This window comes from Pseudogracilibacillus sp. ICA-222130 (assembly GCF_037892545.1).
GTDB lineage: Bacteria > Bacillota > Bacilli > Bacillales > Amphibacillaceae > Pseudogracilibacillus.
Window position 1 is genome coordinate 176,187 of the sequence record NZ_JBBKBG010000001.1, and the last position, 13,480, is coordinate 189,666.

Genomic DNA, 13,480 nt, shown 5'->3' on the forward strand with positions numbered 1-13,480 from the left:
TATTATAAAGGAATATTTCCGTGTTTCTTTTTCGGTCTTTCCTCATGTTTATTATACAACATTTCTAATGATTGTATTAGTTTGACACGTGTTTCACGCGGATCTATTACATCGTCTACCATTCCTAAACCAGCGGCAATGTAAGGATTTGCGAACTTTTCTTTATACTCGTCAATTTTTGCTTGACGAGTTGCTTCTGGGTGATCACTTTCTGCGATTTCGCGTGCAAAAATAATATTTGCAGCCCCTTCAGGTCCCATAACTGCAATTTCAGAATTCGGCCATGCAAACACTAAATCTGCACCAATGGACTTACTATTTAATGCAACATAAGCTCCACCAAACGCTTTACGTACGATAACTGTAATTTTCGGCACTGTCGCTTCTGAATATGCATATAAGATTTTTGCGCCATGACGAATAATTCCACCATGTTCTTGTTTAATACCAGGGAAAAATCCAGTTACATCTTCAAAAGTAATTAATGGTACATTAAATGAATCACAAAAACGGATAAAACGGGATGCTTTATCACTGGAATCAATATCAATTCCACCCGCCATATATTTTGGCTGGTTACAAATTAACCCAACAGATTGGCCGTTAATGCGAGCAAAACCAACCACGATGTTTTTTGCGAAATCTTTATGAATTTCAAAAAAGCTTCCTTCATCCACAATTTCATTGACAACTTTTTTAATATCGTATGGTCTCGTCGTATCATATGGGACAATTTCTAATAATTCGCTACGATAATGATCGTCTTCTTTTTTCTCATATTCCATTACTGGTGGTTTATGTTCATTACTATCAGGTAAATAACTTAATAATTGCTTCACATAATCTAATGCTTCTTCCTCTGTTTTCGCACTTAAATGGGCATTTCCGCTTTTCGTATTATGTACATGTGCACCACCTAAGTCTTCTGCAGAAATCTGTTCACCAGTTACTGTTTCAATTACTTTCGGGCCAGTAATAAACATTTTAGATGTTTTTTCCACCATAATAATAATATCTGTAATAGCAGGAGAATAAACTGCTCCCCCTGCACTCGGACCCATAATAACAGAAATTTGTGGAATTACTCCTGAATAGATAGAGTTTCGATAGAAAATTTGTCCATACCCATCTAACGATCCTACCCCTTCTTGTATACGCGCTCCGCCCGAATCATTTAAACCGATAAATGGTGCACCACTTTTTGCTGCCAAATCCATCACATTCGCTATTTTTTTTGCATGCATTTCTCCCAAAGCTCCACCAAACACGGTGAAATCTTGTGCAAATAAATAGACTGGACGTCCATTTATTTTCCCGTATCCGGTTACAACTCCTTCACCATGTGCTTCTACTTCATTCATTCCAAAGTCTGTTGTCCGGTGTTCCATAAATGGATTTAATTCTACAAATGTATCATCATCTAATAAATAGTTGATACGGTCACGCGCTGTTAATTTTCCACGTTCGTATTGCTTTTGAATCCGTTCATCCCCACCACCTAGTTCTACTTCTCTTCTTTTATCATACAGTTCATCAATTTTGCTATAAATATCCATTTCATGTCACTCCTTTAATTATGTTTACAAAGTTCAAATAAAACTCCATTCGTTGATTTCGGATGTAAAAATGCAATTTGGCTATCGTTTGCGCCAGTTTTCGGTGTATCATGAATCAACTTGATACCGTTTTCTTTTAAGTGTTGTAAACGTTCTTCAATATCATCCACCTCTAACGCGATATGGTGAATGCCTTCCCCTTTTTTTTGTAAGTACGTATAAATCGCAGAAGATTCGTTTAATGGTTCTAATAATTCAATACGTGTTTCTCCAATTTTTAAAAAAGCAACCTTAACTTGTTCACTTTCAACTTCTTCCAACTTTTCAAGTTGCACTCCCATTAACTCCGTGTAAAATGGAAGCGCACTGTTTAAACTATGTACTGCAATACCAATATGTGCAATTTCTTTTGGTGCGTCCAATTTTGTCATACAAAAATCCCCCATTCATCTTCAAGCTTTTCTCTATACTTGTTTATTTTACCATTTATATAAAAAATATTCCTACAATTCAATCAGTATGGATAAAGTTGAAGATAACATGTAGAGATTTTAGGTTAACTTGTATGTAAATTTTGCATGGAAGAGTTAACATAGTTCGCTTTGTATACAGTAATATTTATATAGATATAACAGATTTTACAGGAAATTTAATTAAAATAATGTTAAAATAAAGATGATTTCGTGGATGTAATATTATGTATGAAGGAAATGCATCATCAATTACTTTAGAAACAATGTGTAAATGGAAGTGAAGGAGGATTTAATGTGTCAAATAATAAACAACAAGCTCCTAAAAGAAAATCGAAACGAGAAAGACGAATGAAAGTCGTCGTCATACTAATGGTTATTGCAATGGTATTATCCTTGTTTACAGGTGCAATCGGGAGTTTTGTATTTTAATAAAAAGAGAAAAAGACAATTATTGTTTCGTCTTTTTCTCTTTTTTTATTCTTTTCGGCTTCTTTTCACGTAGCATGACATCTGATTTTTTAAATTTACTTTTTAATAATAAATATTCTTCTATTTCATGTAAAAGTTGATGCAAACTTGCACGGGTTTCAAACTCTTCTTTCGTCGCTGGTAGTTCTTCTTCATGGAAAGCTTCTCTAATTTCTTTTAATTCTTCTAAAAATAAAATAGCCGTGTTCCCAGGATGAACAGAATTACTTAATTTCTCGAAAAAATCGGCAATTCGTTCTGACACATGGTCTTTTTCAGGAAGACGAGTAACTAATGGCAACATCTGTTGTAGGATTTCATATTGTTTTTTACGCATTTTAAAATACTTATGATAAAAGTGATCATCTCGTAATAAATGATTTTCTTGGTCACGCTTGACCAATTCATCCGCTTCCTCTAAAATCCTTCCAACTTCAGCAATTTCTTTCCCATCCCAGTCCATATGTTGTTCACGAATGTATAAGGCGATTTCGTATAAAATAATTTGAAAATTACTTTCTAATTCACGTTGTTTTTCTTGTAATTTTTTATCTAAACTAGGCATATATAGGTTAACGATTAAGCCTGTTCCGATTCCGATAAAAATTAATAAAAACTGTTCATATAAAAAATTCATTTGGATAAGTCCAAATCCATATAAATTTAATGTAATAACAGTTGCCGTCATAATCCCTTGTTCAATTTTTAAAAACACACAAGTAGGAATAAATAACGCTAGTAAGATCCCTAAGATAATCGGAGAATATCCGAGCAATTCGAACATCACAATTGAAAATAAAATAGCTAAAATGCATGCGAGAAATCGATGCCAAGCACTCTCAACTGACTTTTTTCGTGATGGTTGAATACATAAAATCGTTAAAATCCCTGCTGAAGCAATATTTGTTACGCCAACAAGTTGGGCAATCGTGATGGCAATTGGTGTTGCAATGGCAGTTTTAATCGTTCGATAACCAATTTTCACTGCATAGACTCCTTTAAAATATGGTATGGACAAAAAGGTTAGGGCAACTGTATTGCCCTAACCTCCTCATTCCCTTATTATAATTCTTCACAATATTCATCAAATAATGATTGAAGACGATTCATTACTTCGATTGGATTAGAACCTTCAATATCATGACGTTCTAACATCGTTACAATTTTTCCGTCTTTTAAAAATGCCATCGATGGAGATGAAGGTGGGTATCCTTCAAAATATTTACGCGCCTGCTCTGTTGCTTCACGATCTTGTCCAGCAAAAACTGTTACTAAATGATCAGGACGTTTATCATAATGAATGGCATTTGCTGCTGCCGGTCTTGCCACTCCACCAGCACAACCACATACTGAGTTAACTAACACTAAAGTAGTTCCTTCTCTTTTAAAAGCTGCATCTACTTCTTCAGGTGTAGTTAATTCCTCGTAACCTGCGTCTACCATATCTTCTCTTGCAACTCTTACTACATCTATCATAAAATCATCAAAGCTCATTTAAAGACCTTCTTTCTTTCTAAATTTACTTATAATTTTAACAACAATTTGGAAGAATATCAATATAAAGCGATTACTAGATCAGGGTTGTAGTCTCGTCTATATTCTCTAATATTTGCTTCACATGTTGTATAAATCTACCTGCTACAAGTCCATCTAACACACGGTGGTCCAGGGATAATGATAAATTCACCATATCTCTAGCAGCAAACATATCCTCAATGATCACAGGTCGTTTTACAATCGATTCCACTTGTAAAATCGCTACTTGAGGATAGTTGATAATACCCATTGATGAAACAGAACCAAAAGTACCTGTATTATTTACCGTAAATGTACCATTAGTCATATCATTTTGTGTGAGTTGATTTGTTTTTGCTTTATTTGCAAGTTCATGAATCGTTTTAGCCAAGCCTTTTACTGTCTTTTCATCTGCATTGCGAATAACAGGTACGTATAATTCATTTTCATTTGCAACTGCAATCGAAATATTTATATCTCTATGTTGAATGATTTTCTTTCCTTGCCAAGTACTATTTAAAATTGGATGTGCCTGTAATGCTTGTGCAACCGCATAAATAAAAAATGGAAAATATGTTAAATTAAATCCTTCTTTATCCTTAAATGATTGTTTTACATTATTACGATATTTCACGAGGTTTGTAACATCCACTTCTACTGTCATCCAAGCGTGGGGGATTTCTGTTGTCGATAACACCATTTTATCTGCAATCGCTTTTCTAACACCTGTTAACTCATATCCCTCATTATAGGGATCTGTCGACGGAGGTTGAACAACAGATTTACTCGCTCTTTTTTCTGTTTGCGTAGTATCTTCTGCTATAGTAGATTTTCGATTTTGAATATATTTTTGGATATCTTTACGGGTAATTCTTCCACCAATTCCTGTTCCAGTTACATCGTCCAGATGAACGCCATGCTTTTGAGATAATGATAAAACAGCAGGTGAGTAACGATGACTCATCGATCCTTCTTCAGTTGTTTCCGTCATCGGTTCATCTATATCGATTTTCTCTTTAGTAGCATTTAATTCCTCTGCCGTTTCCTTCCCATCTGTTTTTATATAACAAATTAATTCGTCAACTTTGATCGTTTCTCCTTCTTGAACGATTATCTCTTGGATTGTTCCTGTATAAGAAGAAGGAATTTCTGCATTTACTTTATCTGTCATTACTTCTGCGATTGGATCATATTCATTCACATGTTCCCCGACTTCCACTAACCATGTCGTAATTGTACCTTCATTTACACTTTCACCTAATTTAGGCATGACAATTTTTTCAATGGACATGATTTCCCTCCTATTCCATTCACCAAACTAAAAACGTGCTAATTGTTTAATTTCATCTTCAATTTTATCTTCCGTCACTATAAATTCTCTCTCTAAAGGTTGTGCATATGGCATCGCCGGTACATCCGGTGCAGCTAAACGTTTCACGGGAGCATCTAAGTCAAATAAACAATGTTCCGCAATGATTGCACTCACTTCGCCAATGATACTACCTTCTTTATTATCTTCTGTAATAAGTAATACTTTTCCAGTTTTTTTAGCTGCTTCGATAATTGCCTCCTGATCTAATGGATATATCGTTCGTAAGTCTAAAAGATGGACGGTCGTACCTTCTTTTTCTAATTTTGTTGCAATTTTTTCCGTGATAGAGACATTAATACCATACGTTATAACCGTTACATCTTCCCCTTCACGTTTGATTGCTGCTTTCCCAATCGGGATAATTTCATCTTCTTCGGTTGGTACATCTTCTTTTAACAAACGATATGCTCGTTTATGTTCGAAAAATAATACAGGATCATTATCACGAATTGCTGCTTTTAACAATCCTCTTGCATCTCTTGGAGAAGAAGGAACAACGACTTTTAATCCAGGTGTACTATTAAATATTGCCTCCACAGATTGTGAATGATAAAGCGCCCCACTTATACCACCGCCAAATGGTGCACGAATGGTTATCGGACAATTCCAATCATTGTTCGAGCGGTATCTTATTTTTGCTGCTTCTGAAATGATTTGGTTTACTGCTGGAAAAATAAAATCTGCAAATTGAATTTCCGCAATTGGTCGCATTCCATACATTGCCGCTCCAACACCTACTCCGACAATTGCTGATTCTGCAAGTGGTGCATCAATCACACGATCTTCTCCAAATTTATTATATAAATCATCTGTCGCTCGAAATACGCCCCCTTTGATGCCGACATCTTCTCCGACAACAAAGACATTCTCATCTCGATTCATTTCTTCTTCCATTGCTAATGTAATTGCTTGAATATAATTTAATTCGGTCATTGTTTCCCCTCCTTACTGTTCATATACGTAGTCTGTCAATGATGCAACAGGTGCAAACGGTGCGTTTTCTGCATATTTTGTCGCTTCATTAATTTCATGCTGAATCGTTTCTACTAAATTCTTTTCTATTGAATCTGTTAAAATTCCACATGATTTTAAGTAATCTGCAAACTTCACCATACAATCATTTTTTCTATCCGCTTCTTTTTCTTCCTTTGTGCGGTAAGCAGCATCATTATCATCACTAGAATGTGCTGTCAGACGCACAGTTTCCGCCTCAATCAATGATGGTCCTTCCCCATTTATTGCACGTTCTCTTGCTTCTTTTATCACTTTAAATACTTGTAATGGGTCTGTCCCATCAATTTTTTCCCCATACATTCCATAAGACTCAGCACGTGCCGCAACCGTTTCACTTGCAACTTGTTTATCATAAGGAACGGAGATTGCTAATTTATTATTTTCAACAAGGGTAATAATAGGTAATTTATGCACGCCTGCAAAGTTTAAACCTTCATGGAAATCTCCTTGATTGGTGGACCCTTCTCCAAGTGTAGTTAATGTAACAAAAGATTCTTTTTTCATTTTTGCTGCTAAAGCAAAACCGACTGCATGTGGTACTTGAGTCGTAACAGGAGATGAACCTGTAATAATTCGATGTTTTCTACTACTAAAATGACCTGGCATTTGACGCCCACCTGAATTAGGATCTTCTTCTTTAGCAAAGGCTGATAACATTATATCCTTTGCTGTGAAACCAAATGATAGTACAACCCCAAAATCTCGATAATATGGAGCAATATAATCAACTTCACGATCTAAAGCAAAAGCCGCACCAACTTGTGTCGCTTCTTGGCCTTGACATGAAATAACGAAAGGAATTTTTCCAGCTCTATTTAATAACCACATTCGTTCATCTAATTTACGAGCTAACAACATTTTTTTATACATTTCTAAGACATCTTCATCCGTTAAACCTAAATGAACATGTTCATTTTCCACTGTTTTCATTTTAATCCTCCTCTATAAATGTATTGGTTTTCCATCTGCATCTAATGCAACTTCTGTAAAAATTTCTGATAAAGATGGATGTGGTCGGACAACTTGTTGAAATTCAAATGTTGAAGCATCCAATAATTTTGCTAAACTTCCTTCAGAAATCATATCTGTCGCTTGTGGTCCTACAAGATGAATCCCTAAAATATCGTCTGTTTCTTTATCCGAAATGAATTTAACAAACCCTTCCGTTTCTCCTTTAATAAGCGCTTTACCATTTGCTTGATATGGAAAACGTCCAATTTTAATATCATAGCCAGCATTTCTTGCATCTTCTTCTGTTAAACCAATCGCACCAACTTCCGGATAACTATAAATACAACGAGGGACATTCAATTCTTCCATTATATGTGGTGATTTATTTAACATATGTTCTACTGCTACCATTCCTTCGGCAGATGCAACATGTGCTAATTGTAGGCCACCAATACAATCTCCAACTGCATAGATATGGCTTTCCTCTGTTTGAAAATATTCATTTGTTTGAATGTTTCCATGTACTAGTTTAATATTTGTGTTCTCTAAACCAATATCATCCGTATTTGCTTCTCTTCCGACAGACAGTAACACTTTATCGACGGTTAGTTGTTTTGACGTTTCATCCATATACGTAATCGTGATATTATTTGCTTTTTCATCAATGGCATAACTGTCTATTGTACAATTCGTTTCAAAATGTACACCACGCTTTTCAAGGGCTCGTTGTACATGTGTACGAATTTCCTTGTCTTCTGTCATCAAAATATCGTTACCTGCTTCAAAAACAGTTACTTGAACACCGATATCTTGCAATAATGATGCCCATTCTATTCCTATGACACCCCCGCCAACAATCGCAACAGAGGTAGGAATGTTTTCTAGTTGCAAAATATGATCTGAATGTACGATATAGGTTCCATCCACTGGTAATGTTGCAAATTCTTTAGGCCGCGAACCAGTAGCAATAATAATATATTTTGGAATTAACATCGTGTTTTCTTCATTCTCACCATGTTCGATAGAAATCGTTCCGGGAAGTGGAGAAAAAATACTCGGTCCTAAAATTCTTCCTTTCCCTTTATAAATAGTAATATTGCCTTTTTTCAACAACGCTTGCACACCGGCATATAGTTTCTCTACTATTTCTGTTTTCCTTTTCTGTGCAATATCTAACTGAAATGACACATCCGAAACACTCACACCGAATTGTGCTGCCTCTTTTGTTTCTCGATAAACATTAGCAGATTGTAATAATGCTTTTGAAGGAATACAACCTTTGTGTAAACAAGTTCCCCCAACTTTGTCTTGTTCAACAATGGCTACAGACATGCCTGATTGTGCTGCTTTAATTGCAGCAACATAGCCACCTGTTCCTCCACCTAAAATGACTAGGTCATATTCTTTTGACATAAACATACTCCTTCTATTCAAAATATCGCTTTGGTTGTTCTAAACCTTGTAATACACGTAAAGTTCCAGATTGTAATGCGACTAAGTCATAATCTCCGGGAAATACATGTATATCCGCAATCCATTGGACATTTTTCGAAATGGATGCTACAAGCTCATTGACATGCGATAATTGTCCTGTTAACACTATGCCATCAACTTTCCCGTGTAATACAGTGGACATTGCACCTATTTCTTTTGCAATTTGATATGCCATCGCTTCTACATAGAACAGTGTTTGTCGTTCTTGTTTCTCTATCTCACGTAATAATTGGTCCAATGTGTCGATACGTAAATATCCTTTTAATCCACTTTCAAAAGTTACTTGATGAATAAATGAAGCTTCATCACTCTCTTTTGAAAATGCCACATGAAGTACATCTTCCGTTGGTATGGAACCTGCTCTTTCTAAGGAAAAAGGGCCTTCACCATGTAGGCCATTATTTACATCCACTACTTTACCTTCTCGATGAGCACCTATAGTAATCCCATTCCCTAAATGGGCTACGATAAAATTTGCTTCCTCATACCGAACAGATAGTTCCTCTGCAGCAAGACGTGCTACAGCTTTATGGTTCAAAGCATGAAAAACACTTTTCCTTTCGACAAAAGGGGCGCCAGATATACGCGCAATGTTTTCTAGCTCATCCACTACTGGTGGATCGACAATGAATGCATGTAAATTTAAATCTGAGGCAATGGAATAAGCGATTAAACCACCTAAATTCGAAATATGTTTTCCATTATAATTATTTTTTAAATCTGCATACATTTGTTCATTTACAATGTATGTTCCACCTTCTACAGCTCGAATTAATCCGCCAGTCGTTGTAATGGCGTCCAGTTTTGATAAGTTAATACCTACATCAATTAGCAATTGTATAATAGCCTTTTTTCGTACTTTTACCTGATCTTCTATTCGTTCGTTTGGAGTAGAGTGATGGTAAATAGTCTCCTTTAAAATACAAACATCTTGTAAATAGACTGCAATGATCGTTGACGTTGGTTTCGGTATCATAATTAATGTTCTACTTCTTTTTTGCACAACAACGCCCCATCTCTATTAGTAACTTAAAATATTTTTGTTTTTCGGTAAAAACTGTCCACGTGCTTTTTGCACCGCTTCGATCCGTTCCTCTGCAATTTTGTTCGCTGCTTTATAGGTTGGGATATCTTCTTTTCTTGATTTTTCAAAAACAGCTGTAAGCACATGATAAATATTTTCCACTTTGTTTAATGCACGTTTTTCATCATAACCTTCTAATTCATCTGCCACATTTATGACTCCACCTGAGTTAATTACATAATCTGGTGCATAGATAATATTTTTTTCATGTAATATTTCTCCGTGACGTGCTTCTGCTAATTGATTATTCGCACTACCGGCAATTACTTTTGCTTTTAATCTCTTAATCGTATCATCATTGATGGTGCCACCTAAAGCACACGGTGCATAAATATCACAATCCACATCATAAATAGCTTCTGGTGCAACGGCTTCTGCACCAAAATCTTTCACCGCTCGTTCCACTTGCGCTTCATTTATATCTGTAACGATTAATTGTGCACCTTCCTCGTGTAAATAGGTACATAATGCATAAGCAACATGACCGACACCTTGAACGGCAATTCTTTTCCCTTGTAAACTGTCAGATTGAAATGCAGCAAATGCGGCAGCCTTCATCCCTTTATAAATACCTAATGCAGTTACTGGTGATGGATCACCGACGCCTCCTGAAGATGTGCCACAAACATAATTTGTTTCCATATGAATATAATCCATATCTTGTTCGGTTGTTCCAACATCTTCCGCTGTAATATAACGGCCGTTTAAGCTTTCTACATATCTCCCGAATGCACGAAACATACTTTCGGATTTATCCTTACTCGGGTCTCCGATAATGACTGCTTTTCCCCCACCGATATTTAATCCAGCTGCTGCATTTTTATATGTCATCCCTTTGGCAAGACGAAGCACATCTTCTAATGCTTCCTCCTCTGAAGTGTAATTCCACATTCTCGTACCACCTAATGCTGGTCCAAGTGTTGTATCATGAATTGCAATAATCGCCTTCAAGTTACTACTTTTCTCATAACAAAAGATTACTTGCTCATAATCGTCCTGTTCCATCATTTTAAAAATAGCCATCATTTTTTACCCCTTCTCTTTATTATTTATATATGCAATTATCGTACCAACTTTGAATACTAGATAAATCAATGATTTAGTGGAATGAATTTCGCATATTTTTGCAAAACATGCAAATTATTGCATGAAAAAATGCGCTTAATTTAATCGATTCCATATTTTTCTAACTTATAATATAAGTTTCGAACAGAAATGTTTAATTGTTTTGCGGTATTCGTTTTATGAAAATCATTATTTTTATACACATTATAAATATATTCTCTCTCAAACTGTTCTGTTGCAGTTTGTAGTGAAAGATGATCCTCTACTTGAAACTGAGTTTGTTGTTTATCGGTTTCAAATTCTAACATTGGCAAGTGTGTGTACAATATTTCTTCTTCTGATATATCCATAAATATAATCGCACGACTTATCACATTTTCTAGTTCTCTTACATTTCCTGGCCAGCTATATTGTTTCAATTTTTTCATTGCCACAGCAGAAATAGATTGAACATTTCTACCATATTGTTGGTTTACCTTCTCAATCATATAATGAACTAATTGATGCATATCATCTATTCTGTCACGTAATGGTGGAATGAAAATAGGCAAACGATTTAGTCTGTAATATAAATCTTCCCTAAATTTTTTATTTGTAATCGCTTTTTCTAAATTTACATTTGTTGCTGTAATGATCCGAATGTCTAGTGGAATAGAGGTTGTGCCCCCTACCTTTGTAATTTCCTTTTCTTGCAACACTCGTAAAATTTTCGCCTGCATATGGAGCGATAAATCACCAATCTCATCTAAAAAGATCGTGCCGTAATTCGCTTCTTCAAACAAGCCTTTTTTCCCACCACGTTTTGCTCCAGTAAAAGCACCGTCTTCATAACCAAATAATTCACTTTCTAACACAGATTCTGCAATAGCAGCGCAATTTACTCGAATAAACTTGCGATGCCTTCGATTACTTGCATTATGAATAGCGTGGGCAAACAATTCTTTCCCCGTTCCTGATTCTCCCCTTAACAAAACAGTTGCGTGTGTGTTTGCTGCAATCTTCGCTTGTTCAATGGAAAGTTTCATTTCTTGAGATGTTCCGATAATATCTTCAAATGTATAGGTCGCTTCTAAGCTACGTATAATTTGTTTGACGCGATTTAGTTCATTTGTTAATTCATGTATGACAGACATATCATGAATAACAGCGACACTCCCTTTTAATTTTCCTTGAACGATGATCGGCGCAACATTGACGACAACTTCTTTTTTATTCGGACCAACAAATAGTTTAGCACCTCGAATAGGCCGACGAGTTTGCAAAACTTTCATATGAACACTTTCCCCTTCAGAAATATCAACAGTAGCTGGTTGTCCAATGACGTCTTTTTCCGTTAATCCTGTTATTTTTGTATATGCAGGATTGATCATTAATCCAATTCCATTTTCATCTACGACACTAATCGCTTCGTCTGAAGAATAAATAATTGCTTCTAACATCGATTTAATTTCTTTTAAGTCCGTATTTTCCTCTGCAATTTCTTTCAATTGTTTTGCATCTTTAAATATCGCAAATGCCCCAACTAATTGATTCGAGCTATTTCGAAGCGGCATTCGTGTTGTAATAATTTCCCTATTATTTTGTAACGTTAATTTTTTATGTAATTCAATTTCTTGTCTATGTAACACTTCAGGTAATTTACTATTTGGAATCACATCTAAGATATGAGTACCAATCGGGTCGTCCTTCCACCCAATCATTTCTTTTGCCGCTTTATTCATCATTTGAATATTACTATCAATATTAATGAAAATAATCCCGTCTTGTATATGGTTTAATAGAAGTTCTATATGCATCATATGCAACTTTTTTTCATTTAAGATTGGACGAAATGCCATTAATGTATCCTTTTGTATAAGCATCGCATCTTCTCTTTTAAGTTGTCGCAATATCGACAATGTTTCCGGGTTTCCGACTGCATCTAAAATATAATCAAAGTGGACGAATAATTCATTTGTAACATAATGATCAAATGTTTTCTCATCCAAGACGACGCCATGCATATTCGGTAATTTATCAATAAAACTTGCAAAATCTTGACCCAATTTATTTGTACCATTGATTAAAATTTCATGCATCATAGTCACCACCTTGAAATAAATTGCAAGAACCTACTTTAATCATAATAGAACTTACGTATAATAACAAGAACTATTCCTTTACATTTTAATAAACAGAGAAGGTTTGATATAATAATAGTATTCTATCTAGAAAAAGGGGAAGAAAATGATAAGATTTATCGCTGCAGCAATTTTGTTTATTCCTGGCATTCTTGGAGCATTTGGAATTAAACTGATGCGTGATGCAGTTTTTAATGAAGTATATGCGTTATTAATAAATGAAGGTATTCAGTTTGTTGTTGGATTAATTTTATTTTTATTCGGTTTAGCTTTTATTGGAGGATTTATTTATCATCGTGATAAAAAACGAAATTTAGTCAAAGAAAAAGAATATACAGAGAAATAAGGAAGAAGGAGACCAAATAAAC

13 protein-coding genes are annotated in these 13,480 nt (G+C 35.2%); 2 read left to right on the forward strand and 11 right to left on the reverse strand.

Features of this window, described 5'->3' with window-relative positions; genetic code table 11:
- Positions 1-2: 2 nt before the first annotated feature.
- Both WKT09_RS00855 and mce read right to left on the reverse strand, forming a co-directional pair.
- On the reverse strand, positions 3-1,556 hold the full coding sequence (locus WKT09_RS00855; protein ID WP_340414213.1) for an acyl-CoA carboxylase subunit beta: 1,554 nt from the start codon (positions 1,554-1,556) through the stop codon (positions 3-5).
- 14 nt (positions 1,557-1,570) lie between these two features.
- A complete protein-coding gene (gene mce, locus WKT09_RS00860; protein WP_340414214.1) occupies positions 1,571-1,987 on the reverse strand; it encodes a methylmalonyl-CoA epimerase in 417 nt (138 codons plus the stop codon).
- Positions 1,988-2,323: 336 nt separating this feature from the next.
- Between mce and WKT09_RS00865 the strand changes: the two genes are divergently transcribed.
- Entirely contained in the window at positions 2,324-2,458 is a 135-nt protein-coding gene (locus WKT09_RS00865) for a DUF4044 domain-containing protein (protein ID WP_340414215.1), read from the forward strand.
- A 19-nt stretch (positions 2,459-2,477) separates the two neighbouring features.
- Here WKT09_RS00865 and WKT09_RS00870 read toward each other — a convergent pair whose 3' ends face one another.
- The 9 genes from WKT09_RS00870 to WKT09_RS00910 all read right to left on the reverse strand — a co-directional run bounded on the left by WKT09_RS00870 (position 2,478) and on the right by WKT09_RS00910 (position 13,073).
- Positions 2,478-3,482, reverse strand: a complete 1,005-nt coding sequence (locus WKT09_RS00870; RefSeq protein ID WP_340414216.1) for an aromatic acid exporter family protein — start codon at positions 3,480-3,482, stop codon at positions 2,478-2,480.
- A gap of 77 nt (positions 3,483-3,559) precedes the next feature.
- The gene (locus tag WKT09_RS00875; RefSeq protein ID WP_340414217.1) at positions 3,560-3,991 is read right to left on the reverse strand and encodes a BrxA/BrxB family bacilliredoxin; all 432 of its coding nucleotides are present in this window, start codon (positions 3,989-3,991) and stop codon (positions 3,560-3,562) included.
- 76 nt (positions 3,992-4,067) lie between these two features.
- Positions 4,068-5,303 carry a dihydrolipoamide acetyltransferase family protein gene (locus WKT09_RS00880; protein ID WP_340414218.1) on the reverse strand — a complete coding sequence of 412 codons (1,236 nt, stop codon included), beginning with the start codon at positions 5,301-5,303 and terminating at the stop codon, positions 4,068-4,070.
- Between the two features lie 27 nt (positions 5,304-5,330).
- On the reverse strand, positions 5,331-6,317 hold the full coding sequence (locus WKT09_RS00885; RefSeq protein WP_340414219.1) for an alpha-ketoacid dehydrogenase subunit beta: 987 nt from the start codon (positions 6,315-6,317) through the stop codon (positions 5,331-5,333).
- A gap of 12 nt (positions 6,318-6,329) precedes the next feature.
- Entirely contained in the window at positions 6,330-7,328 is a 999-nt protein-coding gene (locus tag WKT09_RS00890) for a thiamine pyrophosphate-dependent dehydrogenase E1 component subunit alpha (protein ID WP_340414220.1), read from the reverse strand.
- A gap of 12 nt (positions 7,329-7,340) precedes the next feature.
- Positions 7,341-8,762 (reverse strand): dihydrolipoyl dehydrogenase, encoded by a 1,422-nt coding sequence (gene lpdA / locus WKT09_RS00895; RefSeq protein WP_340414221.1) that lies wholly within the window; start codon positions 8,760-8,762, stop codon positions 7,341-7,343.
- A 13-nt stretch (positions 8,763-8,775) separates the two neighbouring features.
- Complete coding sequence (gene buk / locus WKT09_RS00900; protein WP_340414311.1) at positions 8,776-9,819, reverse strand: butyrate kinase; 1,044 nt, start codon at positions 9,817-9,819, stop codon at positions 8,776-8,778.
- A gap of 45 nt (positions 9,820-9,864) precedes the next feature.
- A complete protein-coding gene (locus WKT09_RS00905; protein ID WP_340414222.1) occupies positions 9,865-10,950 on the reverse strand; it encodes a Glu/Leu/Phe/Val family dehydrogenase in 1,086 nt (361 codons plus the stop codon).
- A gap of 143 nt (positions 10,951-11,093) precedes the next feature.
- The gene (locus WKT09_RS00910) at positions 11,094-13,073 is read right to left on the reverse strand and encodes a sigma 54-interacting transcriptional regulator (RefSeq protein WP_445323953.1); all 1,980 of its coding nucleotides are present in this window, start codon (positions 13,071-13,073) and stop codon (positions 11,094-11,096) included.
- Positions 13,074-13,218: 145 nt separating this feature from the next.
- Here WKT09_RS00910 and WKT09_RS00915 point away from each other — a divergent pair, with 145 nt between their 5' ends.
- The gene (locus WKT09_RS00915; protein WP_340414224.1) at positions 13,219-13,458 is read left to right on the forward strand and encodes a DUF2627 domain-containing protein; all 240 of its coding nucleotides are present in this window, start codon (positions 13,219-13,221) and stop codon (positions 13,456-13,458) included.
- Positions 13,459-13,480 lie beyond the last annotated feature (22 nt).